The following is a 25,958-nucleotide window of genomic DNA, read 5'->3' as shown; positions in this document are numbered from 1 at the left end:
TCAACTTACAGAATGGGAATTTTTTTTTGAATGTTGTCGTAGGTTTTTTTCACCACCTTTGGTGGAGCAAACCGATAGCCTATATATAGTAAACCATATAGATTATTGTTTTCTATTGTCTCGTTTTTCCGCTGCTCGTAGGCTGATGCTCCAAAATTCATTTTCCCGCCAAATAAAAAACGGTCTGTATTATATCCTACGTGCAGACCTCCTTCCATCCGCATTGTGAAATATTGAGCATTTACTTTTGATCCACCCGCTGCGCTGTCTCTAAAACTTGAGAATTTTCCTCCAAAGCCCAATGCCAGATAAGGAGCTATATTTACTTTCTTCCCAATTACCCAATTATAAAAATAGCCCATATTGGCACCTATTTTATATTGATATTCCTTGTTTTTTTGTTCATCTACGATATTAGAAAATACAGTGAGATCATAATCTAAAAAAGGAACCCAACTTCCACCACTGTTCTTTTGCCATTCTCCCTGGGTATAGATACTTCTTGCTGAAAAATTCTTATTAAGAACATAAGCCGTTGATCCTCCAAAACTTTGTACTCTAAGGTCTGGAAACTGAATATGAGGATCAATTCCTTCTTTCCATCCGGGAACAACATCCTGCATATTTTCAAGATAAAATCCTTTTACATTTTTATAGTAAAGAGTCTGAATAAATCTCTTAGGAAAAAACCTGAAGCTGAAATCGGTATAGGAACTGTTTCCTTTCAGTTCATTATCCTTGTTATCAGGAAAAAAACGGGGTGCAAACGCAAGCGTTGCACTGATGATCTTATAATCAATGGAAAAGGAGATTTTCGTTTTATTATTGATAGAAAATATCCGCTTGTTTTCATCTCTGTTTTCTCCTTCTGAGAAAACATAGCTTTCAATATTAGTGTCCAGATTGGCACGAATCATCACCTGATCCGCATAAGATTTTATATTGGCGGTATCAGATTGTGCTTTGCCAGATATGGCAAATAATAGCAACAAGGCAACTCCAGCTTTTTGAGGACTCAAACCGAATATTTTAAATTAAAAAAATGAAATTACTACATTTTTTTCAATTTTTCGGAGAGGAGAATGTTAAGAACAGCCGCAATCTTTATCACAACTGCTTCTTTTTGAGCTGAATTTCTTTGGGGCAAAATTCTTTCTAAGTACTTTAAATAAAGAATAACAAGCAAATGCCACAATCAAAAAAACCAGTACATATTGAAAAATAAGTGAAGCGTTCATTACTTTAAAATTTGATATACTATCATCGACACAAAATATGCCAAACCTGTCATCATAGCCAACTGGAAGCCGGTCCATTTCCAGCTTTTCGTTTCTCTATAGACTACTGCCAGTGTAGAAGCACACTGCATTGCAAATGCATAAAAAAGAAGCACGGAAATCCCTGTGGCAAAGCTGAAAACTTTTTCACCGTTAGGCTTCACATCTCTTCTCATTTTATCGATTACTTTCACTTCCGGGGCATCATCTTCAAGGCTGTATAGCGTTGACATTGTTCCTACAAACACTTCTCTTGCTACAAAGCTTGTAAGGATACCTACTCCCATTTTCCAGTCATAGCCCAGGGGAGCAATTACCGGCTCTATTCCCTTGCCCATTTTTGCCAGGTAGGAATGATCGAGCTCAACATTGCTTGCAACTACCTCATCAGGTTTTTGCCTTGGTCCGAAATAACTCAGAACCCAGATGATGATACTGACAATGAAAATAATTTTTCCGGCTCCGGTAATAAAGTCCCAGACCTTGCCTAACACCATTTTTAAATCGTATCCGAAAAGTGGTTTTTTATAGGCAGGAAGATCCATTACCAGATATGTTTTACCTTTATTTTTAATAAACTTTTGAAGAATTGATGCTGAAAATAGTGCTACCAGGAAGCCCAGCAGATACATTCCCATCAGAACCAGGGCTTTGTATTTTATTCCCAGAAAAGTTCCTTCAGAAATAATCAGTCCAATGATAATACTATAAACAGGAAGTCTGGCGGAACACGTCATAAATGGAGTGACCAATATTGTTAATAGCCTTTCTTTAACGTTTTCAATATTTCGGGTTGAAATAACAGCCGGAATAGCACAGGCCGTTCCCGACACAAGGGGAACAATACTTTTTCCGTTGAGCCCGAACGGACGAAGAATTCTGTCCATCAGAAACACGACTCTGGCCATATACCCTGAGTCTTCCAACAAGTAGAGGAAATATAAAAGAATTCCGATTTGCGGGGCAAATACAACAATTCCTCCTACCCCCGGAACAATTCCGTTTGAAATCAGAGAGTTAATGGGTCCTTCCGGAAGATGTTCAGCGGTAAATGCAGACAACCATGAAAAGAAACTTTCAATCCAGTTCATCGGATATTCGGCAAGAAAGAATACGCTCTGGAAAATAACTAACAAAATACCCAAAAAGACAACATATCCCCAGAATTTGTGTACCAAAACCTTATCCAGTTTTTCTGTCAGCAGTTCTTTGAATTGAGGTTGTTTTGAAATTACATTCTCCAGAATTTTATCGACATTCTGATACCTTCTTACGGTCTCCTGCACCTGCAGTCTTTTAGGAACCAAACTTTTAGTTTCAGGATTATGAAGCTGTTCCATTACAGATTCTATCCTTCCAAGGTCTGTTCCCAGGGAAAGGCTCATCCAGGCTCTGTATTCATTAGTAAACCCTTTATGAGAAGCCAATTTCTGAATAAAATCTCTGTGTTCGTTTGGCGTTTCGAAAGAGATCTTATCTGTTTTTACAAATTCATTGTTAAAAATACTTTCTCTTACTTCATCAATTCCGATGTGTTCTTTTGCATTGGTTTGGATAATTTTAATTCCTAATGCTTCTGAGAATTTCTGAATGTCGATGGTAATTCCTCTTCTTTCCGCCTGATCAATCTGATTGACAATTAAGATAACGGGAATTCCCAGATCCTGAATTTGCTGAAATAAAAGAAGTCCTCGTTTTAGACTTAATGCTTCAAGAATATAAACAACTCCTGCATAGTTTTCCTGCTCATCTACGAGGTATTTTGAAAAAATTGCTTCGTCTTCAGAGCTTGGATACACACTGTAAGAACCCGGAAGGTCAATGACCTCAACTTCTTCATTTTTATATACATAATTACCTGAATGACTTGCCACGGTAACTCCGGCATAGTTTCCGGTTTTTTGTTTCTTATTACAAAGGGTATTGAAAACCGTCGACTTTCCTACATTGGGATTCCCCACCAGAAGGATCTGTTTTTTCTTATTTGCCTGCATTAATTCAATTCTTCAACAATGATATAATCTCCCTCTTCTTCGCGAAGAGCAATACGGCTTCTTTCTGCTCCAAACTCCACATACATCGGCCCATTGAACGGAGCCTGATACAAAATCCTGAAAACGGTCTCCGGGAGGAGGCCCATCTCAATAATTTTATTGGGCATTTTCAGATGGTCATTATCATATCCCAATATCTTTCCTATTTTATTTTTAGGAAATCCACTCAATTTATGTAATCCTTTCTCTTTCAAAGCCTGATTTTTAGTCCTGCAAATATACGTTATTTAAATTTAATCTAAATAACGTGAAGACATAAAAGAAATCACCCCGAATACATTGCTGTATCTGGGGTGACTTGAAATATAATTTAGTTGATATGAATGTGTTATTTTTTCTTTTTGTCTGGAGTCTGCAATCTTTCGATAGGATTATCATTGGCATTAAAGAAATCTTTAGACATCTTTTCCTGTTTTTTTAATGCTTCACCGATCGTAGTATCTGATCCCGGCATTTTTGAATTCATCATTTCCGGAGTTATTCTTTGACGAATTTCAGCTAAAGGGTCTTGTTTAAAGCTGGCGTAAGCCTTATCAAATTTCTCTTTTGTAGTAGGGGTAACTGAATTTGATAGTCCAAATTTTGCGTTAACCTTGTCTGAATAAGAAAGTTCATCGTAATTTTCTATCTTTTTATTTCCACTTAATTTCCAAGAGTAATTTTTCTCTGTATCTTCTACTTTTACAATCAGCCCTGGTAATCCATAGAACTTATATGGTCCATCCTGAAATGGAATATCAGAACTGAACCAAGCGGTCCATTTTCTTCCCCCAAATTCAGTTGTTGCCTTTTGAGTATTATACTCCCCCAATTTTTCTTTTTCTGGCAAGATGTTCCAATTAAACTTAACATCATCATCATATCCAAACAAATTCATGCTAACTCTATCGATATATTGCTCTTTCATACTTGGATAGGTCTTAACTACCTTGTAAGAAAATTTTGGCATTCTAATCATTTTCGATATATCCTTCCAAGCCTTTGTTTTTTCCATTTCCTCAACTGCAACTTTGATAATTGAGTCTTGAGCTGGGATTGTGTAATCCTGATAAATTGATTTTTTTGGAGTAATATCCAAAATAGTAATCAGCTTATCCAGTTTCACAGAATCTTTCTTGGGCTTAAAAGTAAGCTCATAGAAGAAGCGATTGGCCGTTTCTTTTGTTTCCTGTGCGCTGGCAAAGGCAAAAAGAGTGATAAGAAATATTGAGAATAACTTTCTCATTGCATCAAGTTTTCTTAATTAGTACTCGTAAGTAACATTTTGTTACATCTTTATTGAAAAATTATTTTACAGATCATTCCATATGACTGGTTTTTAAAAAATTATGATTCTGTTACAACATTTTCAGTTTTAAAAATTCTAACTTTATGTTCCTAAAAAACAAAATATTATGGATACCTTATCTCAATTAAAATCCGAACTGGAAGGAGAATTCCAAACCACTAAAAAATTCATCGACCTGTTTCCTGAAGGAAAAAATGATTATGCTCCTCATGAAAAAAGCATGAAGCTGATGCCATTGGCCACCCACCTGGTAGAAATTTTTGAATGGCCCAACACCATTTTAAATACTTCAGAACTTGATTTCGGCAAAGGAGATTATCAACCTAGCCATCTTTCATCAAAAGAAGACCTTCTGAAGAAACTTAATGACAGCTATCAATCTGGTAAGGCAGCCTTAGAAAAGGCTACTGAAGATAATCTGGACCCAAGCTGGACGATTAAAAATGATGGTCATGAGCTTGCCAGCTGGAGTAAATACGGTGCTATTCGTCATGCATTGAATCAGATTACTCACCACAGAGCACAGATGGGCGTGTATTACAGATTAAATAATATCCCATTACCGGGAAGCTATGGCCCTTCTGCGGATCAGCAAAGTTTTTAAATACTATATCACAACAAAAAACCAATCCCTATGGATTGGTTTTATTTTATTTGAAGTTGAACTTAACGGTAAACATGACCTGGCTGGGGCGAAGTTGCATAGTTGTTTGTGTAATGGTTGCATCCCCCACATTGATTCTCTCAAATACTTTTCTATCTGCAATATTCATCCATTTTAGCTCAAAATCGACCTTTTTCTTAGTCCAGCTGAACTGATATGATACGTCAAAAAAACCGTTATTTAGTTTTGTATCGCCCAATTTTGAATTGATCTGATCCCAATAAAAACCAATAGTATGATTTTCCAACGGGTAAAAGAATACATTCAGATTGTGTGTATATCCTTCAGTTTTTCCAAGATTATTCTGGATAATACCATTAGATTGTTTGTTCCATGATTTTGTCATGTTAAAATCAACACTCATCCAGGAGAAATAAGTATTGTTGAACTTAAACCCTAAAGTATTTGCATTATTTTTTGTGTTGATATCCTGATCATTTCTTCTGGATTCTGATTTTGAATTGGTCGTATTAAATGTTAAGGAAGCATTGGTTTTAAATTTTGGAAAATACTTCCCAATTTCTGCATAATAGGTATTGCTTGTTCTTTTGTTCTCGCGCTCAATATATTCGATGACACTAAATCCAAGCTCATTCACTGCACTGGAAGCCAATAAATTGTTTTTGACATCACTTAACCTATAGCCCGCATTGAAAAAGAGATTATTCAATGGGTTTCTATATTCAAGTCTCAAGCCTCCGTTTTTAGTAGTAGCCTGAGGTATTGGATTTTTAGGATCCATTACATTAAATCCGCCAGGACTTGTTAAAATATAGCCAGCATAAGCCGTTTGAATATCACCGAAATTATTACTAATACTTCCGTTCATACTTGCTTTAAAAAAAGACGCAAAGGAATATTGGGCAAAAATATTAGGAGTGAATGTAACTTTATTTAAGGATTTTGATACATTTCTGAATTGATCTTCTGCCTTAATGTTATTAAAGTTTACCGGAAAATTAGAGTATAAACTCCATGCTTCAGATTTATAATTAATTCCCACAGAAGCAGATGGATTAACTCTGGTAAATTTCAAATCATTCTCATAGGCTAAACTGCTAAAATCCGGCGTGTTATTAATTGTACTTCCATCAAAATTCGTTGTCAGTTTATCTGTTGAAAAATCAATTCCTACTTGTGGTGTAAACGTCCAGCCTTTTGTGGAAAAACTAATATTTGCAGAATGTGATGTATCCAGGCTTCTGATTCTGAAACTTTGTAATGCCGAACTACCAGGGGCAAAATTAATTATACTAAAATCTGTACTTCCGGATGCTTTATAAGGAAACTGTAGATAGTTAGCAGGTGAAATTTCCAATACTTGTTTATCATTCTGATAACTGATATATGATTTTAAATTCACCATTTTTTCTTTCCACGGAATAATAGTACTTAGTGAGTTCTGAAAAGAGGAAGTAGGTGACTCCAGCGCTTCATTGCCGTATCTGTAACCCGTTTTGTCATTCCTTTCTGCAAAAGCCCGGTCCGCATTCCAGAATTGAGAGAATGTTGTGGTATTTTTAAAAAACCCTTTTTTAGCATTTTTGGTAAATATTAATTCTCCTTTTAGTTTATCTGTATAAAAATTGTTTAAAAACCTTGTTTTATACTGAGTTCCTTGTTGAATATCTGTGGTCATGCTGTTCGATTCCCTTTCTACCGCATTATTGGTATAGTTGGCATTGGCTTTCAACTCCCACTCTTTCTTTTTGTCAATATTGGTAAGGTAGTTGGCAGATAAATAGTGCACACTATTCATCAAATATCTTTTTACCGGCAAATCTGGTGTACTTGCATTTTCTACACTTAACCAATTATTTTGTGAAATATTTGATCTTCTTCCTTCCCAGCTGCTTCCAAAAGCCAGAATATTCCCTTCATTTTCTACCTGCTCACCCATATTATTGGTTTTGTAATTGACCACCCATTGGCTTTTTTGTCCAAAAAACATTGGGGTTAGTTTTACATTCCAAAGCCACGGATCACCAAAGCCAGTACCCACTTCTCCTCTCCCTGTCATGGTTACAGAGTTTTTAAGTTTGATATTGATGGCAGCCTGATCTGAGGGGACTTTATCCTGAAGAATTTTTACCGGTTGATGGTTTTCAAGAACCTCTACTTTTTGTACGGCATCTTTTGGAAGGGAATTGTTGATCGTACCATAGCCTCCCTCCATCAAGTCCTTGCCGTTGACATAAAATTTATTAATTGCATTTCCCTGATAGAGAATAGTTCCGTCTTTATTCACTTCAATCCCTGGAATTTTTCTCATTACGTCTGCCAGGGTTCTGTCATTTTTACTGTTGAATGCTTTTAAATCATAGGAGATGGTATCCCCCCTTGCCGTAATCATTTTTGTTTTCAGCTGTACTTCCTTTATCTCTGTAGCTTCAGACTGCATTTTAAAATTCAAGGTCTGATCACTGTTACTGATCTGTTTGATAACGGACTTTTGATTAAATGCTTTTACCTTCAGGTCGACATTCGTTTCCCCGGAAGTAAAGGTTACTTTATATTCTCCTTTAGAATTAGTAATACCGTAAGCCAAAATCGCATCTTTACCCGGTTCTTCAATGGTAACACTAGCACTTGGTATCGCTACCCCGTCATCGTCAGTAATTTTTCCTGAGACGGTTTTCTGTGCAAAGGTCAGTATACCAAAGAAAAGGACCAGAAATAAAGAAATATTTTTTTTCATACTTGTTTTTACTGAATTAGTTAATCGTTATTGTTTTTCGTTACATCTCTAAAGATCTTTTTTATGATCAAAAGTTAAATTTTCATTATTCTAAACACCTTTATATTTTTACATTTTCAATCATACTGAAATAGGCCACTAGAATTCATGATTTCAAAAAGTAAAAACCTTCAATAAAGGTTCTGTTATTAAATAAAAATCACAAAATAATGAAATAAAAACAGCTATAAAAAAAACTTTTTGAATCATTAAAACAGAAATAGAGAAAATATTATTTTATGAAAATTAATAAAATTCAACAGGTTTTCTTTTTTTAATATTATAATCAAAAATATATCCCAATATATTGAATTAAAACAATATATCTATCTAATTATGTTTATTTTATCAACATTATCTGGAGTTTGGTAATTAAATAAAAATAATATATTAGCACCAGAATGGATTTTTATTCATCTATTTTGTGTTTTTGCCCTGTAATTTTATTACAGGGTATTTTTGAATAAAAACAGGAGCCCTCTCGCCCTCAAAAAAATAGTACATCTCTTTATTCAGCATAGTTAAATCTGATTTGAATCATAGATTAAAAAAAAATTAAACGCTGGTTTATAAATATATATTTAATAATTTTGTAACATAAAATTTACAAATATGGGAATAAATTTAAAGCCTATAGATGTTGTAGATGATATTACCAAAGAAGAATTCTACGAAAAATATCTAAAGCCAAGAAGGCCCGTTGTCATTAAGAACATGGCAAAAAAATGGCCCGCTTACCAAAAATGGACGATGGAATATATGAAAGAGGTAGTAGGAGATGTAGAGGTCCCTTTATATGACAGCTCAAAAGCAGATCCCTCAGCACCTATCAATGCTTCTGCCGCAAAAATGAAATTTGGAGATTATATTGATCTCATTCAAAAAGAACCTACAGACCTGAGAATTTTTCTCTTCGACCCTATAAAATATGCTCCGAAACTTTTGGAAGATTATATTTCTCCCAAAGAATTAATGGGAGGCTTTTTAGATAAATATCCCAATATGTTTTTTGGAGGAAAAGGATCGGTAACATTTCTTCACTTTGATATTGATATGGCTCATATTTTCCACACTCACTTCAATGGAAGAAAGCATATACTCCTTTTTGACTATAAATGGAGAGAGAGGTTGTATCAAATCCCGTATGCTACCTATGCTTTAGAAGATTATGATATTGAAAATCCTGACTTTACCCAATTTCCGGCTTTGGATGGTGTAGAGGGTATCGAATGCTTTCTGGAACACGGGGATACTTTGTTTATGCCAACAGGATGGTGGCACTGGATGAAATATCTGGATGGAAGCTTCTCTATTTCTTTAAGAGCATGGGACAAGTCATGGGCAGTAAAGGCTCATTCTTTATGGAACCTTACCGTACAGCGTAAATTTGATGACATTATGAAATCCAATTTTAAAGCGAGCTACATGGAATGGAAAGAAAAAATGGCAATAAAAAGAGCAGAAATCGCTCTGAAAAGAGGCCTGCCAAGATAATTAAAAAAAGCGTTTCAAATGAAACGCTTTTTTTAGTTTATAAACAGAATGTCAACATATTACAAAACTCTGTAAACAGGATACTGTCTGAATGTTTTTTCTTCAAAATACGGAGAATGTTTATATATCCAATCCAATTGTGCTTGTGCGTCCTCAGCCATCTTTTTATCTGATGCTTTTGCTGCTTCAAAAGCCTCTTTTAATCCTTTATCTTTTTTAAGCAGCTCAGCGGCAGTATCTTCGAAAATATAAGCTGAATAATATTCTTTCTGCGCGAGAATCCCATCAAAGAAGTTCCAGTTAAAAAATGAGTCTAATGCCTCAGGTTCAAGGGTTTCGATGATATATTTTACTCCGGGCTGATTGGTAGAAACGATATAGTCTCCCGCCTGGAAATTCATATTCTTATGTGAGCTGTCGACCGTTGTTTCATAATGCAGATAGTGTCCTTCATAAGGGTTTTTTACTGTTTTAAAATCTTTGATCTTGTATGATTCGATCGTAATAGTGCTGTCTCTTTGCAATGGCTTCATCTGAATCTGATTTCTTTTGAATTCTTCAATCACCTTATACTGAGACTGCGGAATCATATAGTATTTCGGGATATTGATATAGCCTGTAGGAACAGCTGTGGTAAATAGTTTTATGCTTTTCGTAAAAGGTTTATTTCTATCATAATACAGTCTTGGCTTTCCTGAAATTTCGCTGGGTTTATATTGTCCTTCATATCCTTTAAAATCCATTGTAGAGAACTTGGTTGAATCAATTTTCCAACGGATTCCATATTGCTTTCCGGCCTGATACTGCTTAAGGTTATCCACACGAAGCTGCTTGATTTTGAGATAGTCCTTATCAAGATTCTTAAGATTAACCAGCATATACTTGTAAGTAGCATCTACTCTTTTATCATAGGGTTTCAGCATATGCGTTTCCGGAACTGTTCCCAAAGAGTTGAAAAGGGAAGTATAGCCTGTAGAATATCTCGGTGAGTCTTCAAAGGCAGCAAAACCAATTTCAGGAACATCTCCGTGAATATTTACATACGGGGTGCTTTCATATCCAAGCTTCTTCATATCGTCAAGATTTTTTGCCTGGTAATCATCATAGAAATAAGCTCCCAGTGTATTTCCCAAACGTTCTTTAAAGGTTGAGATATAGGTAAATGTATATTGATAATCAGCGCCATTGCTTACATGATTATCTATAAACACATCCGGTTTCAGCCACTGATAGATTTCCTGAAAGCTCCTGGCATTTTTAGAATCTGCCTTTATAAAATCACGGTTCAGATCATAGTTTCTTGCATTTCCTCTGAATCCATACTGTTCGGGACCATTCTGATTGGCTCTTGAATGGGAACCTCTGTTGAGCATCCCGCTGATATTATAAGCTGAGATAGCTGCAATAATAAAATTCTGTGGCGTTTGAATCTTTTTGGTGGCCAGATCTCTCATCAACATCATGGTCGCATCAATTCCGTCCGGTTCTCCCGGATGGATCCCATTATTAACAAAGAGAATCGCCTTATTTTTTCTCAGTTTGTCAAGGTTTTTTTCAGGAAAAGGATTATAAACGACTACATAAATTGGTTTTCCGTTATCGTCTTCCCCTTTCTTACTATATTGAATGGTATTGAAGTTCTTTGCAAGATCCTGATAATAGGCATTCATTTCATCATAGGTAACCGTTTGATTTCCATTTCCTTTTTCAAAAGGGGTTTGATACGGTTTTTGGGCAAAAATCAAGCTTGAACATAACGAGAGTAAGACACATTTCAATTTCATGGAAGTCATATTTTTCAGACTTTAAAATTAATTAATCTCGCTCTGGTACAAAAGTAAAAAAGTAAAAAGCCAATGTACTACTAATGTTATTTGCTTTATACCTGATTAATTTCTTCCATTTTCATTGGGATATAAGGATGGTAGGGGATCACTTTGCCAGAATTCTTTGGTATCAATGTCCATGATAGACAAGGCTCCGGTATAAGCGGCGCCCGTATCCATATTCCAGATATTGGCCTTATGAGCGGGAGTTGTTATTCCGATTTCGATTGTAGGAGTATGCCCGATATATATTTCATTATACAAAAGAAACCTCTTAGGATATAGCTCCGAATTTTTCGTCAATTTTTTATCCATCGCAACAGCTGTTTCCCAAAGCGTTCTGTCCCAGCGATAATTGCTGGAATATACTTCTTTCTGTGGTCCGTGCATAGACGCAAATCCGGCATGAATAAACAACTTGTTCTGATCGTCAACGTAATAGTTTTTCATCCTTTGAAAAAACTCAAGATGGACATTCATTTCTTCCGATGAATATCCTGCATAGCTTTCCACGGTCCTTTTTCCTCCGCTTAAAAGCCACATATCAGGCGCTTGTTCAGCCGATAACCAGTCTTCACACCACGCATCATGATTTCCTTTGATGAAAATACAGTCCTGTGTCTTTGATATTTCGATTAAATACCGGATCACTTCAGAAGATTCACTCCATCCGTCCACATAATCTCCCAGAAAAATCAACCGGTCTCCGGAGGTTACTTCAGCGCGTTCGATCGCTTGCTGTAATGCTTTACACCCTCCGTGAATGTCACCTATAACTAATGTTCTGTTCATTTTTATTTTGAAATATATTGTGCATCAACAAAATCAGTCAGCCAGACTCCGTTGGCAGAAAGATAGAAAGATAATCCGTCATTATGCATCTTTCCGGTTCTGATTGTGAGTATTACCGGTTTCCCGTGCCTCATTCCTACCTTTGTAGCAGTCTCTTTATCAGCACTTAAGTGTACATGTTGTCGGGTTCTTTTTTCGATGCCTTTATCTAAAATTGAAGAAATATTACTCTCTGCGGTTCCATGATATAAAAAATCAGGAGGTTGCTGTGCCACTAAAGCAAGGTCAATTTCGATTGAATGCCCCTGGCTTGCCCTGATTTTTGTTTTGTCATCATTAAAAGCAAAACGTTTTTTGTTATTCGTTTCTACGACCTCATCTAATTCCTCTAAGGAAAAATGCACTCTCTTTTTCGCTGATTTTGTTCTCAGCTCCTCTACATCTGCCCAGCCATTTTCATCCAATATTAATCCGATACTTTCCGGTTGGTGCCTCAAAATAAGGCTTAAAAATTTACTTATTTTTTTCTTTTCTATTTCGTTCATGGTTAGTGTTTTATTTTAATAATTTATCGTTTAATTTATCACACAATACTTCAATATCATCTTTTCTCACCAACACATCAATCCATTCCTTAGGAATATTTTCAAATCCATAATAGATTCCTGCTAATCCTCCCGTAATGGCAGCTGTGGTATCGGTGTCTTCGCCTAAATTAACTGCTTTTAATACTGCTTCAGAATAGCAATCTGAGTTTAAAAAACACCATAAAGAGGCTTCCAGACTGTGTAAGACATATCCTCCGCTTGCAATTTTATCTTCGGAATAATTTGAAATATCATTTTTTAATATTCTTTGGAAAAGCTCAATCTCACTTAAGCTAAACCATTGTTTTTCTGCATATTCCAAAACTATTTCCTGCATAGACGTATAGGCTTCTGTTTTATTTTTATTTTTTATCAGTTGAATCGCAAAAATCACATAGATAAGACAGGCAAAAACGGATCGGAAATGCCCATGGGTGATGGTTGAGACTTCTTTAACAGTTTGATATAGCTTTTCAGGATTTTCTTCATCTTTAAGATAAAAAGCCAGCGGAAGGATTCTCATCAGAGAACCATTTCCATTATCTTCTTCAAAAATGTTTCCGGAAAACCGGGCACTTTCCCCTTTGATCAGTCTTCCAATGGTTTCTCTTGTAGTACCCCCAATATCAAAAAGTCTTCCGTGTGCTGTCCAATGACCGTATTTGACCCATTTCACAAAACTTTGGCCGATCTTTTCCAAATCGTAACCTTTAGTCAATTCTTCCGCAAGGCAGAAGGTTAATGAACTATCATCACTCCAGGTTCCTTTGGGTTGCTGATGTGATCCAAATTCCTGCATGTTTATAACAGGAAAACGTTTCAAATAATCCCTGCTTTTAAACTCTACCGGAACACCGAGAGCATCTCCAATACAAACTCCAAATATTCCTGCTTTCACTTTATTTTCCATCAGGCAAGATTGACCAGTTTATCAAACAACAGCTTCATACCCTGAGTTGCAGTTTCTTTCATGACAACAGCTCTCTGCCCGTATCCAAATCCTGTTTCATTAGGGTTAATGACAATTAAAAGACAATCATCTTTAATATCATGAATTAATCCGGCAGCAGGATACACCTGTAAAGAAGTTCCGATTACCAGTAAAATATCTGCTTCTTTTACGATTTCCCTTGCAGTCTGATATAAAGGAACATCTTCTCCAAACCAGACAATAAAAGGCCTCAACTGAGCTCCATCTTCTGCTTTATCTCCGATATTAATATCATCCTTTTGTTCATAGATCAGGTGTTTATTGTTGCATGAACATGATTTGAACAGTTCTCCATGAATGTGTAGAATATTGGTAGATCCTGCTCTTTCGTGAAGGTCATCAATATTCTGGGTAATAATCTGTACCTTGAAATGTTTTTCCAGTTCTGCCAATAAGTGATGAGCTTCGTTGGGTTGTACTTCATGCAGCTGGCGTCTTCTCTGGTTGTAAAATTCCAAGACCAATGCTCTGTCTTTTCTCCATCCTTCCGGGCTGGCTACATCTGTTACATTATGATTTTCCCAGAGACCGTCACCATCTCTGAAGGTTTGTATTCCGCTTTCGGCACTGATTCCTGCGCCGCTTAATATGGTTAGTTTTTTCATTGCTTCTAGTCTATTAATTTTCTGTAAATCATTTCATTTTCATCATCAAAACATACAAAAATAGCTTTCTCAATAGTCTCTGGCTGAAAATTTTTCACTGCGTTAACAGCAATTTGTGCTGCCAGTTCTTTTGGAAATCTATAAATCCCGGTACTGATATTGGGAAAAGCAATTGTTTTTATACCCAGGCTTTCCGCAAGCTTTAATGAATTAATATAGCAATTTGACAACAACCCGCAACACCTTTCTTCATCATCGTTCCAAACCGGACCAACGGTGTGAATGACATATTTTGAAGGGAGATTTCCACCAGTAGTTACTACAGCTTCTCCTGTTTTGCATTTACCCTGTCGGTTTCTTATTTCTTTGCATTCTTCCAATATCTCTACTCCTCCGGCACGATGAATGGCTACGTCTACCCCTCCACCTCCTAATAAGGAAGAATTAGCAGCATTGACAATAGCGTCGGCTTCAATTTTGGTAATGTCACCTTTTATTAATTCAATTTTCATAATGCTTGTATTGGTTTTTTTAATGAAAGAATCCCATTTTATATTAATCTTAATTTTCTATTTAGATCTTCGTTATCAAATAACAGCGGATATTCTTTTGGGATGAGTAAGTTTTCCAAGTCATCATTGATGACAAACTTATGCTGTTCCTGAACAAAATCTGAAATATTTTCAATTAAAATAATATCATCTTTCGTAAAAGAATGGCTAAATTCATTTCGCAACCCAATTTGTATTGCCTTTCGACTTACTTTATTTCCAAAAGGATCATGATCCGGGTCCCATTGTAATCTCACTGAAGATTTTTTAATTTGGTTCTGCCACTCATCTTTCGAAATCCCTAAGCTTTTACTATAGGAAGAGTATACAGCATTTTCCAGATATTTTCTAAAAGCTTTCTTTTTTAGGTGAATAGCCAGAACATATTCCTGATCTTCTTTTCTGCCCCAACCATTCCGGTACATCATCCAAAGAAAATTGGGTTTGATCCAGGTCATTCTTTCCATATTGAACCCAACACCAAAATATTGATTTTTAACAGCAAATTCTCCTATGCTTTTTTTATATGACTGATAAACAATTATTTTTTCATCATCATACTGGGCCATAATGTGATAGCCCTCTTCCGGCCATTCCAGTAGTTGTTCATTATATTTTTTTAACTCAATTTTCATTGTATTTTTTCAAATGGCTTTATCATTTCCTCTTTTTTCGTAAGAACTGCAAAAACAACTTTTTTAAATTTATTTTTATACTTACCATGAAGATATTTCTTAAATAGTTCTGCAATATCTTCCGGATTATTTTTGAAAACGCCACATCCCCAGGCTCCTAAAATCAGGACTTCATTTCCCTGATGTAAAGCAAGCGAAAGCATTTTATCCATTCTGATATCCATCGTGTTCAGTACCTCATTAAATTTTTCCGGTTCCTGACGTTGTACCACACCTGCATTGACTGCCGGAGAAGTGATGAAATTGCACAGAACAGGTTTGTCAAGCAATTCCCCTTTATCCTTCCTGAAAACCGGAACTTTAGGGCTGTAAATCATCGTGTCTGTATAAAAACAGGATTCCATTGCGCGGTGAATCGTGTAATAATCCCAGGCCTGAAGCAGACTTTCATACAATCCAGAAGTTCTAGCCAGGCTTTCCTCCTGTGCTTCCGCACCGTTGATAAAGCCACCTCCGGGATTTTTTGCTGAAGCGAAGTTCAGACACATGATTTTTTCCTGATTTTCTTCTTCAGTTAATTCTAAGATTGCTTTTAAAGAACTGCAGTTCCTTGTTTCAAACTGTGTTTCAAAAGTAGTTTCCGGAAGTGGAAATTCTACCATTTCTGAAAGCTGTTCCGGAGTAAAAAGAGCGGTTTCTTTTTTACTGATTTCCAGCTCGTTTTCTATATTTATTTTCTCGTTATGATCGTTAATATAATATTTTTTAGCAAGGATATCTAAAGTATCTTTTGCCATTCCTTTGTTTGTCATAATTCGTTCTTTTGAGCCACAAATACATGAATCATTTCTATGAATCTGCAGCGGTTGTTTTTAAAGTCTTTACCAGACTTTCTATTTCATGATTGGAAGATCCTTTAAAATCATTTCCTACAAATAGTTTTATCACTTTTATTTTTCCTACAATCGCCTTGTTAAAGCTTTCCAGCTCTTTAGAGGGCACCCACAATTCATTGTGATTTCTTGCTCCTACATTCTGTGCCGGATATTGGTCTGCAACTTCTTTTATTACTTCAAATTCAGTTACAAATCCCAGAAAGTTGCCAAATTCATCTCTGGTATTCCATTTTTCAGCAATTTCCGAAGCGTAATTTACATCGAGAACAGGATAAAAAATAGGTTGCCATTCTAATCTGGGAGGAAATGTTTTGTATCCGTCGTTGATAATCAGGATCATTTCTTTTTCTCCTACGGGCCTATATAGTTTTGTTGTTTTCATGGTTATTTTAATTTTTAATCATTATCAAAATCATCATTTATCCTTTATTTAAGTATTGACGCTTTTCCTAAAGCTTTCGGAAATCTTTTGAATAAGGAGAATAAGATCCGTATACCGCATCAAATTCCACATCAAGATTTTCTACTTCAAATTTTTCATCAATCTGATCCATGCAGGTTACTACCAGATTCTTTTTTGTTGAGCATCCATAAGCAGCATCCAGTTTTAAAGCATAATTCAGCAATTGGTAATCTAAATTTCCAAACCTCAGTTCTTTCTGATATTCATTAAAGATACAGGTTTCTTCATCATTATTTTTTAAAACGATCTCCTTTTCATTACTCATCCAGCCGTTTCCATGACGGGTAGCATAGCTTCTTGTGACATAATACATTTCAATGTCTTCAATTTTTAAAAGCTTACAGATTTCGTAGGCATTTTTTGAAGTGGTATGAGCATAGGTCACATTGGGAAAAACACCATGATCCATATCGAGTAAAATACCCTGGCTGCCTTCAAAAATAAGGTGATTGAATGAAGCAAGCCAGGTATAATCATTTATTTTCCAATCAATGCTGTCAATAGCTTCTAAAAAAGGGAGTAATAGTTCATCAACTTCTTTTTCATCTGCAAAGCCATAGTAATAGGCAATTCCTTTCAGCTTTTCCATCAGCATTTCTCTAGGTGCAATAAGGTCTATGGCAAATAGTTTATAAGGACTTTCATGTCTTTTCATGGTTGCTCCTATACCTTTTCCACAGGTTCCGTGTTCCAGATTTCTTGCATTGGTTCTGTTCTGCCATACATCGAAAGGAGTGGTAACCTTCGCTAGTGGGTGAATATGCAGTTCAGTATTACCTCGTTTTGTCATTAACTCCTTTCTTTCATTCAGAAGAAAAACCGGATGAACAGTGCAATGTTCTGTAAAATAAGAAGGTAATCCACGAAGTGCCCCGCTTGCATAGCTTGAATGTATATGCTTTTTATCATCAATCATCACTGTATGGGCGGCTTGCTGGCCTCCTAAAAACCGGATTACCATCGCCTCCGGATTTTGAGAAGCCAGAAAATCTGTAGTGATTCCTTTTCCTTCATCACCAAAACCTAATCCTATAACTATTTGTGCCTTTTTCATTTTTACAGCTATTTAATTTTTAATCCAATTTCCAACGCCCAGCCTATTTATGATTTGATAAATTAAAGCATTTGAGCCGGGCCTAAATCCTCCGGATTGGTTGTTTTAAAAGTTTTATTTTTGAACTTATCGCAGATAATACCTTTAATAACATCCGGGATTTCTCTATGATCCTCTATTGATATACAATTTTGTCCTAACAGCTCCTTCCAACCTCTGTCTGCTCTGATTGCCTGATCTGAATGTAAAACACTGATGTGATATACTTCATATTTCTTCTTAGCTTCTTCAAGCAATTCGAAATGGGTATAGGTTTGTTGTCCGGTGCCCATAATTTCTCTGATCGCTGAAGCCGGCAGTACTTTTAAACACGGCTCATCACCAACTGTGAAAAGGAGTCCTTTTTGATTTCTTTTTTCAAAGGCATCTGTTCTGGTGTGAAAGGCGGCAAAATACCAGGCTAAAAGATAGCTTTCCCCTGCGTTGCCTCCTCCTCCGGATTCAATATAAGTGCGGGTAAGCCACATATCCAGTTCTGCATCTCCTGACTCAAACTGTCCCACCTGAAGCGGATAGCCATCACATTCATGGTCTCCGATTCCCAGGAATAACAATGCCGGATCCGGAACTCCTCCCTGGATGATTCCTCCCATCAATTTAGGTAACCCTTCTCTGATCAATTCATAAGGAATATGCCCCATACTTCCGGTGACATCCAATCCCAGAATAATGGGAATAGAGTTCGGATGCATTTCTGAATCTCTGGATTCTCTAAAAGAAATTCCCTGAGGATTCATTGATTCATGAGCCATTCTTTTGGCATTCTGGGTGAAAATTTCTCCTGCAGATTTTGTTCCGTAACCTGCTTTTCTCGCTCTGTCATAACGAGCGTCTATATCGTATCTTGTACTTCCCATACCTATAATTTTTTTCCAAATAAATATTCAAATCTTTTTCTGGTCACTTCTAATTGTATGTTCAGATTCCTTAGGGTTAATGATAGTTCCATATCCTTCTGAACAAATGTTTCGGAGTTGAAATCCGTGAATGTCAAACTGTTTCTGTCCAAAGGGCTGATGTCTATAAGCCCTTCCTGTTCACGCTCAATTCTTTTAATCATTAATGCAATGTCTTCCACCCTGCGCATGTAGATCAATTCTGAATCTTCTCCGATGATGCGGGCACGGTCTTCTCTGATCTGATCATTGTTTCTTTGCAATGATTCGATAAATCTGGGTTTTATTTCATTTTCCATACTTTGGCGAATGTATTTGCGTTATTATTACGCTAATTAAAAATGACATGTTTATGCATTATTCTCTTCACTTTATTTTAAAGAGAATACATTACATCTGTTCTTAAAACATATTTCAGTCCACTGATTAAAGCTTTTCCTTCATGTCTTAACGGATGATAAAAAACAAGGGCAGTTCCTTTTTTAGGGACAATCGTAAATAAGTTTTCAAACTCGGTCTCACCTCCTTCGAAGTCATCGTTGAGATAGATCAGGAATGTATAGAAACTTTTTTCTTTTTCGTTTCGGATAAAACTTCCATCTCTGTGCATTTTAAATCGTTGCCCTTCCGAATACTTATACACCCTGAACATTTCATTAAAATTCAACAATGAAAGACCTTCATGTTTGGGAGGAAGAAACTCTGTTGCTCTTTTAAAAAGCCCCTCTGCGAGATTATTATCAAAAATCATCAGGCGGTCGTTATTCCTGACCCCTTTATTCATTAGTTGTTGCCCATGAACACTGACTTTTGCTTCTTCAAAACCTTTTCCCATGGAAAGACTGATGTATTGATCACATTCATTCTCTGTCAGAAAATCTTCGATCAGGAATATTTGTGGATGTAGTTCTATCTTTTCCATAATTTCTATTTTGTGTTACTTCTTGTGTTTTTACCTTCTCAACTCGTCCCTTACTTCCATTAAAGCAAATCCTAAAAGGTTTTCTCCATTCCATAGTAAAGGATTTTCTGCCCTGGTATCAGTTTCGAGCATTCCGATTCCCCAGATTCTATCATACGGGCTGGCTTCTACAAGGATTTTATCACAGGTTGACAAAAGAAATTCTTTACATTTTGCACTCTGAGAAAATTTTAAAAGATTTCCTTTTTTTACCAACTCATACTTATGTTCATCCCAGATTTTAGGATCAAAATTTTTGACTTTTCTTCCTAAATTTTTTGCCTGGTTCGGAGTAGCTGATTCCAATATTTTTTCAAATATCTCCTGATCATTAAATAGTTTTGCTTTTCCGGCCATCATATAATGTTCAGCGGTTTTGTATATCACTCCGTCTTCTTCAAACCTTATTGGAAACCACTGACTGAAGCATGATTTGGTAATCTCATCTTTTACACGATGCCCCCAGAAAAAGAGAAATTTTATTTTTTCCTTCTTCTGAAACCTCTCTGTAATATTTTGTAGGGTGTATTTCATTATTGTGTTATTTTTACACAAATTTAAAAGAATATCATTTTACTAACCAAATTTATTTGTGTTAATTTTACACTAAAAAATGTAAATGACTGATTATCAATATTGAAATTTAATACAAGAACCAAAGTATATTTTTGAGCTAAAACTAATATAGGGATTAAATTTGGCCAATCCTTTAGAAATGTTTTCGCATAAAAAAACGGACTAAAAACCGTTTTTATTGAAGATATAGTTTGATTATTTTCTATTCTAAGTTGCTTCCCGGTATTTCTTAATGTCTTAGCAAACACATCTTTGATTATTCGTGTAAGACGTATAATTTCTGGTTAAAGACTTATTTGATTTCAAAATAAAATCCCTGCTCTTCCAGTTCTTTATATTTTTCCTGATTGAAGGTAAACAACTTGCCTGGTCTTCCACTCCCTTCTTTTTTAACATTGTTGGTCTCATTAAGCAATCCGTAACTCATAATTTTTTTCCGGAAATTTCTGCGATCAATCTCCTGTCCAACAATTGTTTTATAAAGATTTTCCAGATCTGAAAAGGGAAATTCTTCGTTAAGAAGATTAAACCCGATAGGTTGATATTGTATTTTTGTTCGAAGTCTCTTTAAGGCAATATCAATGATATTTTTATGATCAAACGCAACTGAAGGAAGTGTATTAATACTGAACCATTGGGCATCATCTGCATCAGAGTCCGCAAAGAGTTCATAATAGGAAGGGTTCACCAACCCCAAATAAGCTATAGAAACTACTCTATTGCGTGGATCACGACCAACATTTCCAAATGTATAAAGTTGTTCTAAAAAATCAGGCCTTATCCCCGCTTCTTCATACAATTCTCTTTTAACTGCGTCATCCAGGTTTTCATCATCTAATACAAGCCCTCCGGGAAGAGCCCACCCCCCTTTAAATGGTTCTATATTTCTTTTAATTAAAAGAATCTGAAGATCTTTTTTATCAAAATATCCGAAAATAACGGCATCTACAGCCACTTTTATATCCTGTAATTTCTTTGGAGATTCCATATACTAATTTGCGTTACGAGTACACAAAATTACAACTTATGATAACAATAAAAAATAATTTGTAAATAATAAAAAATTTATATTTTCGCGCTGGTATTACAACCCGCATAAAATTACACAATTATGAAAAATCTACTTGCCACTCTTTCTCTGGTTTTTATTTTCACAGCGTGTGAAAAAACAACAGCAAAAAAGGCAAACAATCATGAAAATCCAGCTTTAGAGCCCGTATGGAACGCTCTGGATTCTGCTACAGCAGCTAAGACCTGGATGGAATTCAGAAGTCCGGGGGACATGCATAAGGTATTGGAGAAGATCGAAGGCAACTGGGCTGCAGATGTCAGCACATGGGTAGAAGACAAAGGACAGCCGGTCATCAGTAAATCTGAATGTTCCAATACCATGATTTTAGGGGGCCGTTATCTGGTTACCGATTACAAAGGAAGTGTTATGGGAATGCCTTTTGACGCGATAAAGACGATGGGCTATGATAAGGCAAAGAAAAAATTTGTGAGCAGCCTGATCGACAATATGGGAACAGGATTTATGTTAACAGAAGGAGAATGGGATCCAAGTACAAAGTCAATCAACTTCAAAGGCAAAATACCAGATCCTACGCAACCTGGAAAAGAGTGGGAAGCAAGGGAGACATATACTCTTGTAGATGATAATCATCACATTATTGAAATATACGGTCCGGATCCAAAAACAGGCAAAATCATAAGAACAATGGAGGTAAAATTTACCCGTAAATAAAAGAAAAACGCTTCATAAGAAGCGTTTTTTTGTTAGTTTGTCTCTGACCACAGAATACCGGGAGTACTGTAGTTGTTATTGTAGTATCCTACATTATATTGCTGTGAGGTCCAGTTTCCCGTTTTGGAATTAAAGACATATACCTTTCGGTCATATCTATCTGCAAATGAAAAATTTCCGTTAGAAGAGCTTACGTCAGGAGCACTTAAATTATTGTTATAATACGTAATATTAAACTCCTGTGATTTCCATTCCATCGTTTTGGTATTATATACATTTACTTTATGTTCATATTTATCTACAAATACAAAATTACTTCCTGAAGCATTAACTGTCGGGGTTATATTGTTATTAGTATACCCTATATTAAAATCCTGTGATGACCAGGTACCAGTAGTATAATTAAAAACATATACTTTATGGTCGTATTTATCAATAAACAAAGAGCTTCCATTAGTTATAGTAGTTAATGAAGGACTTGTATTATTGTTATTAATATATCCATCACTGAACGCTTGTGAAGTCCACGCTCCTGTTCTTGCACTGTAAATGTAGACTTTTCCATCATATCTGTCTGTAAAATAAACATTTCCACTCTTAGAAATCACTTCAGGAGTTGTATTATTATTCGTGTACGTTACATTATATGCCTGTGGAGACCATAATCCTGTTTTAGAATTCAATACATATACTTTACCATCATATTTGTCTGTAAAAAAATAATTTGAACTTTTACTTTCAGTAATATCTTCTCCAATAGAAGAACCGGTGGAAGAAACATCAATTTTAGATGCTGTCATTGCATAAGGGACACTCATGAGCTGATTGGTTCCTACGCTGGTATAGTTGGTTCCGCCTGCCGGATCTATTTCCACTTTAATAAATTTAGAATTTACCGCCCAGTTGATTCCGGAAAATGTTCCTGAAACCGGTGTTCCCTGCCCTATGTTCAAATTAATCAATCCTTTTGAATTCGTAGTCTTGGAATGTGTTTCTGTATAAAGGTTAGTTCCTGAAACCGCATTATTTAAAATACTGATTCTTACAGATACATTTCCGTTAGCTACAGGGCTTCCCGCAGCATTAAAAGCAATGGCCTGATAGGTAAATCCCTGAGGAATCTGTGCAAAGACTACAGCTGTCGTCAATGCTAATAAAAAAGTGTATAGTTTTTTCATGTTGAACGTTTATTTTTTAATGATTTTAATAGGCTTTAATTCTGAATTTTTAAAAGTAAGCAGGTATACTCCTTTCAGCAGAGAAGAGAGGTCAATACGGTCATTGCTAATTTTGCAATGCAAAACCAGTTTTCCGGACAGATCATACACAGAAGCTTCCTTCGGCTTTTCCTTTGAAGAAATTTTAAGGGTAACATAATCTGCGGTAGGATTGGGATAAACGCTTACCTTATCACGGCTTACCACGACCTCACTCACTCCTAAAACATCTAAAACAGTTTGATAAAGAAGTCCCAGCGTGCCTGAATTCTGCTGATCCGGATCATCAGGGATCACATAAATCTCACCCACTGTATACATAAGATTATTATTGGACACTCCTCCGGAGTTTACCCCTCCCATGAGACTTTGGGAATAGAAGGTGGCAGATACAAGAAAACCTGCCAGAACATAAAGTTTTTTCATGGAAATTAATTTTAAACAAATATAAAATAAAGAAGGTTATCTTTTAAAAAATTAATGATAGACTCACCATCTCAGCCCACATTAAAAAAAAAGACCAGTCTCAAACCGGTCTTTCATATATAAATATCTGATTTTTAATCATTAAGCTTTAATACAGCCATGAACGCAGATTGAGGTACTTCTACTCTTCCGATCTGTTTCATTTTCTTCTTACCTTCTTTCTGTTTTTCCAATAGTTTACGTTTTCTGGAAATATCTCCACCGTAACATTTTGCAGTAACATCTTTTCTTAAGGCTTTGATCGTTTCTCTTGCGATAACCTTGGTTCCTAGTGCTGCCTGAACAGCGATATCAAATTGCTGTCTTGGGATCAGTTCACGTAGTTTCTCACACATTCTCTTACCGATGTAGTAAGCATTACTATCGTGGATCAAAGATGAAAGGGCATCTACCATATCTCCATTGATCAGGATATCCATTTTAACAAGCTTGGAAGCCCTGAATCCTATTGGATGGTAATCGAATGATGCATATCCTTTAGAGATTGATTTTAACCTGTCATAGAAGTCAAATACAACTTCTGCCAAAGGCATATTGAAAATCAATTCTACTCTTTCTGATGTTAAATAACTTTGATTAACGATCTCTCCTCTCTTCTCAATACATAGAGTCATTACAGCTCCCACGAAGTCAGACTTTGTAATGATGGAAGCCTTGATGAAAGGTTCTTCTACTCTATCCATGGTAGAAGGATCCATCATTTCAGAAGGGTTATTAATCAAAATCGGAACTTCAGGTTCTTTTTTAGTATATCCGAAATAAGAAACGTTGGGTACCGTAGTAATAACGTTCATATTGAATTCTCTATCCAGACGCTCCTGAACGATTTCCATGTGAAGCATTCCCAGGAATCCGCAACGGAATCCGAAACCAAGCGCTGCAGAGCTCTCTGGTTCGAAAACCAAAGAAGCGTCATTCAATCTTAATTTCTCCAGTGAGAATCTCAATTCTTCAAAATCTTCGGAGTCAATTGGGTAAATACCGGCAAATACCATTGGTTTTACTTCTTCAAATCCGTCAATTGGTCCTTCAGCTGGTTTTTCAAAAGAAGTAATGGTATCTCCTACTTTTACTTCACGGGCATCTTTAATCCCGGAAACCAGGTATCCAACATCTCCGCACTGGATTGTTTTCTTAGGAACCTGCTTCAATTTCAATGTTCCCACTTCATCTGCTCCATATTCTTTTCCTGTGGCGAAGAATTTAATCTTTTCGTTTTTGGAAATACTTCCATTTACTACTTTGAAATACGCCTCAATTCCTCTGAATGGGTTATATACAGAATCGAAAATCAATGCCTGAAGAGGTCCTTCGGGATTTCCAACCGGAGCCGGGATTCTCTCAACAATCTGTTCTAATAAATTGTGTACTCCCTCTCCCGTTTTTCCTGAAACTCTTAATACATCTTCGTATTCACAACCAATCAAATTCATAATTTCATCGGTTACTTCTTCAGGATTTGCAGAAGGAAGGTCAATTTTATTCAAGATCGGAATAATCGTCAAATCATTCTCTAATGCTAAATAAAGGTTACTTATGGTTTGCGCCTGAATACTTTGGGCAGCATCTACAATAAGAAGGGCTCCTTCACAAGCAGCAATAGAACGGGAAACTTCATAAGAAAAGTCTACGTGTCCCGGGGTATCAATAAGGTTTAAAATATATTTTTCGCCTTTATACTCATAATCCATCTGGATCGCGTGAGATTTAATGGTAATCCCACGTTCTTTCTCCAAATCCATATCATCTAACGTCTGAGACTGTAATTCTCTTTGGGTCACGGTATTCGTATACTCCAAAAGACGGTCTGCCAGGGTACTTTTACCATGGTCGATATGAGCGATTATGCAAAAATTTCGTATGTTTTTCATTTAAGAATCTTGTAATTTGCAAAGATAAGAAAATGCAAGAGAATTTTTCATTCTTAATTTTTTCTTTTAACTGAAACACAGATAACAATAAGAAAAGAAACAAAATTTTTCTCTTTTTTAAAGATATTATTTAACCTGAACCCGGGTTAAGAAAGTTGAGTATAAAAGGTTGGAAGCTGGAAGAAAGAGGCTGGAAGTTATTTTCAGCTATCATTACTGACATCGGTGATACA

The 25,958-nt window shown here is 36.0% G+C and carries 26 protein-coding genes; 3 read left to right on the top strand and 23 right to left on the bottom strand.

The genetic code is table 11. From position 1 onward, the window contains the following. Window positions 1-5: 5 nt before the first annotated feature. The 4 genes from C1631_RS18620 to C1631_RS18605 form a co-directional block, all read right to left on the bottom strand. A complete protein-coding gene (locus tag C1631_RS18620) occupies window positions 6-1,019 on the bottom strand; it encodes a DUF4421 family protein (RefSeq protein WP_103246760.1) in 1,014 nt (337 codons plus the stop codon). Between the two features lie 218 nt (window positions 1,020-1,237). Further along, window positions 1,238-3,271 (bottom strand): ferrous iron transport protein B, encoded by a 2,034-nt coding sequence (gene feoB / locus C1631_RS18615; RefSeq protein ID WP_103246759.1) that lies wholly within the window; start codon window positions 3,269-3,271, stop codon window positions 1,238-1,240. After that, window positions 3,271-3,525 carry a FeoA family protein gene (locus tag C1631_RS18610; protein WP_103246758.1) on the bottom strand — a complete coding sequence of 85 codons (255 nt, stop codon included), beginning with the start codon at window positions 3,523-3,525 and terminating at the stop codon, window positions 3,271-3,273. Before C1631_RS18610 ends, feoB begins: the two co-directional genes overlap by 1 nt. Before the next feature lie 134 nt (window positions 3,526-3,659). Then, window positions 3,660-4,556, bottom strand: a complete 897-nt coding sequence (locus C1631_RS18605; RefSeq protein ID WP_103246757.1) for a GLPGLI family protein — start codon at window positions 4,554-4,556, stop codon at window positions 3,660-3,662. 169 nt (window positions 4,557-4,725) lie between these two features. On the opposite strand from C1631_RS18605, the gene C1631_RS18600 reads away from it, so the two are divergent. Continuing rightward, complete coding sequence (locus tag C1631_RS18600; protein ID WP_109713679.1) at window positions 4,726-5,223, top strand: DinB family protein; 498 nt, start codon at window positions 4,726-4,728, stop codon at window positions 5,221-5,223. A 46-nt stretch (window positions 5,224-5,269) separates the two neighbouring features. On the opposite strand, the gene C1631_RS18595 is transcribed toward C1631_RS18600, so the two are convergent. Then, window positions 5,270-7,981 carry a carboxypeptidase-like regulatory domain-containing protein gene (locus tag C1631_RS18595; protein WP_109713677.1) on the bottom strand — a complete coding sequence of 904 codons (2,712 nt, stop codon included), beginning with the start codon at window positions 7,979-7,981 and terminating at the stop codon, window positions 5,270-5,272. A 651-nt stretch (window positions 7,982-8,632) separates the two neighbouring features. Between C1631_RS18595 and C1631_RS18590 the strand changes: the two genes are divergently transcribed. Next, entirely contained in the window at window positions 8,633-9,514 is an 882-nt protein-coding gene (locus C1631_RS18590) for a cupin-like domain-containing protein (protein ID WP_103246755.1), read from the top strand. Between the two features lie 59 nt (window positions 9,515-9,573). Here the strand turns inward: C1631_RS18590 and C1631_RS18585 are convergent, their stop codons facing one another. The 15 genes from C1631_RS18585 to C1631_RS18515 form a co-directional block, all read right to left on the bottom strand. Further along, complete coding sequence (locus C1631_RS18585; protein WP_109713675.1) at window positions 9,574-11,298, bottom strand: M14 family metallopeptidase; 1,725 nt, start codon at window positions 11,296-11,298, stop codon at window positions 9,574-9,576. A 105-nt stretch (window positions 11,299-11,403) separates the two neighbouring features. Next, a complete protein-coding gene (locus C1631_RS18580) occupies window positions 11,404-12,132 on the bottom strand; it encodes a metallophosphoesterase (protein ID WP_103246754.1) in 729 nt (242 codons plus the stop codon). 2 nt (window positions 12,133-12,134) lie between these two features. Beyond that, window positions 12,135-12,677: an RNA 2'-phosphotransferase gene (locus C1631_RS18575; protein ID WP_103246753.1), complete on the bottom strand. Its 543-nt coding sequence runs from the start codon at window positions 12,675-12,677 to the stop codon at window positions 12,135-12,137. Between the two features lie 10 nt (window positions 12,678-12,687). Then, entirely contained in the window at window positions 12,688-13,629 is a 942-nt protein-coding gene (locus C1631_RS18570; protein WP_103246752.1) for an ADP-ribosylglycohydrolase family protein, read from the bottom strand. After that, window positions 13,629-14,315 carry an SIR2 family NAD-dependent protein deacylase gene (locus C1631_RS18565; RefSeq protein ID WP_103246751.1) on the bottom strand — a complete coding sequence of 229 codons (687 nt, stop codon included), beginning with the start codon at window positions 14,313-14,315 and terminating at the stop codon, window positions 13,629-13,631. The genes C1631_RS18570 and C1631_RS18565 overlap by 1 nt, the downstream gene beginning before the upstream one ends. A gap of 5 nt (window positions 14,316-14,320) precedes the next feature. Further along, a complete protein-coding gene (locus C1631_RS18560) occupies window positions 14,321-14,827 on the bottom strand; it encodes an O-acetyl-ADP-ribose deacetylase (protein ID WP_103246750.1) in 507 nt (168 codons plus the stop codon). A 38-nt stretch (window positions 14,828-14,865) separates the two neighbouring features. Beyond that, window positions 14,866-15,501: a DUF4291 domain-containing protein gene (locus C1631_RS18555; protein WP_103246749.1), complete on the bottom strand. Its 636-nt coding sequence runs from the start codon at window positions 15,499-15,501 to the stop codon at window positions 14,866-14,868. Beyond that, the gene (locus tag C1631_RS18550) at window positions 15,498-16,313 is read right to left on the bottom strand and encodes a TIGR02452 family protein (protein ID WP_103246748.1); all 816 of its coding nucleotides are present in this window, start codon (window positions 16,311-16,313) and stop codon (window positions 15,498-15,500) included. The genes C1631_RS18555 and C1631_RS18550 overlap by 4 nt, the downstream gene beginning before the upstream one ends. A gap of 37 nt (window positions 16,314-16,350) precedes the next feature. Continuing rightward, the gene (locus C1631_RS18545; RefSeq protein WP_103246747.1) at window positions 16,351-16,779 is read right to left on the bottom strand and encodes an ADP-ribosylation/crystallin J1; all 429 of its coding nucleotides are present in this window, start codon (window positions 16,777-16,779) and stop codon (window positions 16,351-16,353) included. Window positions 16,780-16,846: 67 nt separating this feature from the next. Continuing rightward, window positions 16,847-17,914 carry an adenylosuccinate synthetase gene (locus C1631_RS18540; RefSeq protein WP_109713673.1) on the bottom strand — a complete coding sequence of 356 codons (1,068 nt, stop codon included), beginning with the start codon at window positions 17,912-17,914 and terminating at the stop codon, window positions 16,847-16,849. A gap of 62 nt (window positions 17,915-17,976) precedes the next feature. Continuing rightward, window positions 17,977-18,831, bottom strand: coding sequence for a hypothetical protein (locus C1631_RS18535; protein WP_109713671.1), 855 nt, complete (start codon window positions 18,829-18,831; stop codon window positions 17,977-17,979). 2 nt (window positions 18,832-18,833) lie between these two features. Beyond that, a complete protein-coding gene (locus C1631_RS18530) occupies window positions 18,834-19,169 on the bottom strand; it encodes a hypothetical protein (RefSeq protein WP_103247686.1) in 336 nt (111 codons plus the stop codon). Between the two features lie 77 nt (window positions 19,170-19,246). Continuing rightward, complete coding sequence (locus tag C1631_RS18525; RefSeq protein WP_103247687.1) at window positions 19,247-19,792, bottom strand: 2OG-Fe(II) oxygenase; 546 nt, start codon at window positions 19,790-19,792, stop codon at window positions 19,247-19,249. Between the two features lie 30 nt (window positions 19,793-19,822). Further along, window positions 19,823-20,365, bottom strand: a complete 543-nt coding sequence (gene ybiA, locus C1631_RS18520; protein ID WP_103247688.1) for a riboflavin biosynthesis intermediates N-glycosidase — start codon at window positions 20,363-20,365, stop codon at window positions 19,823-19,825. 334 nt (window positions 20,366-20,699) lie between these two features. Beyond that, on the bottom strand, window positions 20,700-21,395 hold the full coding sequence (locus C1631_RS18515) for an NUDIX hydrolase (RefSeq protein WP_103247690.1): 696 nt from the start codon (window positions 21,393-21,395) through the stop codon (window positions 20,700-20,702). Window positions 21,396-21,518: 123 nt separating this feature from the next. On the opposite strand from C1631_RS18515, the gene C1631_RS18510 reads away from it, so the two are divergent. Then, window positions 21,519-22,151 (top strand): DUF1579 domain-containing protein, encoded by a 633-nt coding sequence (locus C1631_RS18510; protein ID WP_103247691.1) that lies wholly within the window; start codon window positions 21,519-21,521, stop codon window positions 22,149-22,151. Window positions 22,152-22,183: 32 nt separating this feature from the next. Here C1631_RS18510 and C1631_RS18505 read toward each other — a convergent pair whose 3' ends face one another. From C1631_RS18505 to lepA, 3 genes are all read right to left on the bottom strand, one after another. Continuing rightward, window positions 22,184-23,329, bottom strand: a complete 1,146-nt coding sequence (locus C1631_RS18505; RefSeq protein WP_109713669.1) for a DUF8740 domain-containing protein — start codon at window positions 23,327-23,329, stop codon at window positions 22,184-22,186. Between the two features lie 9 nt (window positions 23,330-23,338). Next, entirely contained in the window at window positions 23,339-23,794 is a 456-nt protein-coding gene (locus C1631_RS18500; protein ID WP_103247693.1) for a T9SS type A sorting domain-containing protein, read from the bottom strand. 134 nt (window positions 23,795-23,928) lie between these two features. Further along, window positions 23,929-25,725, bottom strand: coding sequence for a translation elongation factor 4 (gene lepA, locus C1631_RS18495; protein ID WP_103247694.1), 1,797 nt, complete (start codon window positions 25,723-25,725; stop codon window positions 23,929-23,931). Window positions 25,726-25,958: the final 233 nt, after the last annotated feature.

This window comes from Chryseobacterium phosphatilyticum, assembly GCF_002899825.2.
GTDB lineage: Bacteria > Bacteroidota > Bacteroidia > Flavobacteriales > Weeksellaceae > Chryseobacterium > Chryseobacterium phosphatilyticum.
The sequence above is the reverse complement of the archived record's forward strand: the minus strand, read 5'-3'. Positions and strand labels throughout refer to the sequence as shown.

Excerpts from the sequence above, each read along its gene's own strand:
- feoB (WP_103246759.1), bottom strand. The coding sequence starts at position 3,271 with ATGCAGGCAAATAAGAAAAAACAGATCCTTCTGGTGGGGAATCCCAAT.
- C1631_RS18605 (WP_103246757.1), bottom strand. The coding sequence starts at position 4,556 with ATGAGAAAGTTATTCTCAATATTTCTTATCACTCTTTTTGCCTTTGCC.
- C1631_RS18600 (WP_109713679.1), top strand. The coding sequence starts at position 4,726 with ATGGATACCTTATCTCAATTAAAATCCGAACTGGAAGGAGAATTCCAA.
- C1631_RS18595 (WP_109713677.1), bottom strand. The coding sequence starts at position 7,981 with ATGAAAAAAAATATTTCTTTATTTCTGGTCCTTTTCTTTGGTATACTG.
- C1631_RS18590 (WP_103246755.1), top strand. The coding sequence starts at position 8,633 with ATGGGAATAAATTTAAAGCCTATAGATGTTGTAGATGATATTACCAAA.
- C1631_RS18585 (WP_109713675.1), bottom strand. The coding sequence starts at position 11,298 with ATGAAATTGAAATGTGTCTTACTCTCGTTATGTTCAAGCTTGATTTTT.
- C1631_RS18580 (WP_103246754.1), bottom strand. The coding sequence starts at position 12,132 with ATGAACAGAACATTAGTTATAGGTGACATTCACGGAGGGTGTAAAGCA.
- C1631_RS18575 (WP_103246753.1), bottom strand. The coding sequence starts at position 12,677 with ATGAACGAAATAGAAAAGAAAAAAATAAGTAAATTTTTAAGCCTTATT.
- C1631_RS18570 (WP_103246752.1), bottom strand. The coding sequence starts at position 13,629 with ATGGAAAATAAAGTGAAAGCAGGAATATTTGGAGTTTGTATTGGAGAT.
- C1631_RS18565 (WP_103246751.1), bottom strand. The coding sequence starts at position 14,315 with ATGAAAAAACTAACCATATTAAGCGGCGCAGGAATCAGTGCCGAAAGC.
- C1631_RS18560 (WP_103246750.1), bottom strand. The coding sequence starts at position 14,827 with ATGAAAATTGAATTAATAAAAGGTGACATTACCAAAATTGAAGCCGAC.
- C1631_RS18555 (WP_103246749.1), bottom strand. The coding sequence starts at position 15,501 with ATGAAAATTGAGTTAAAAAAATATAATGAACAACTACTGGAATGGCCG.
- C1631_RS18550 (WP_103246748.1), bottom strand. The coding sequence starts at position 16,313 with ATGACAAACAAAGGAATGGCAAAAGATACTTTAGATATCCTTGCTAAA.
- C1631_RS18545 (WP_103246747.1), bottom strand. The coding sequence starts at position 16,779 with ATGAAAACAACAAAACTATATAGGCCCGTAGGAGAAAAAGAAATGATC.
- C1631_RS18540 (WP_109713673.1), bottom strand. The coding sequence starts at position 17,914 with ATGAAAAAGGCACAAATAGTTATAGGATTAGGTTTTGGTGATGAAGGA.
- C1631_RS18535 (WP_109713671.1), bottom strand. The coding sequence starts at position 18,831 with ATGGGAAGTACAAGATACGATATAGACGCTCGTTATGACAGAGCGAGA.
- C1631_RS18530 (WP_103247686.1), bottom strand. The coding sequence starts at position 19,169 with ATGGAAAATGAAATAAAACCCAGATTTATCGAATCATTGCAAAGAAAC.
- C1631_RS18525 (WP_103247687.1), bottom strand. The coding sequence starts at position 19,792 with ATGGAAAAGATAGAACTACATCCACAAATATTCCTGATCGAAGATTTT.
- ybiA (WP_103247688.1), bottom strand. The coding sequence starts at position 20,365 with ATGAAATACACCCTACAAAATATTACAGAGAGGTTTCAGAAGAAGGAA.
- C1631_RS18515 (WP_103247690.1), bottom strand. The coding sequence starts at position 21,395 with ATGGAATCTCCAAAGAAATTACAGGATATAAAAGTGGCTGTAGATGCC.
- C1631_RS18510 (WP_103247691.1), top strand. The coding sequence starts at position 21,519 with ATGAAAAATCTACTTGCCACTCTTTCTCTGGTTTTTATTTTCACAGCG.
- C1631_RS18505 (WP_109713669.1), bottom strand. The coding sequence starts at position 23,329 with ATGAAAAAACTATACACTTTTTTATTAGCATTGACGACAGCTGTAGTC.
- C1631_RS18500 (WP_103247693.1), bottom strand. The coding sequence starts at position 23,794 with ATGAAAAAACTTTATGTTCTGGCAGGTTTTCTTGTATCTGCCACCTTC.
- lepA (WP_103247694.1), bottom strand. The coding sequence starts at position 25,725 with ATGAAAAACATACGAAATTTTTGCATAATCGCTCATATCGACCATGGT.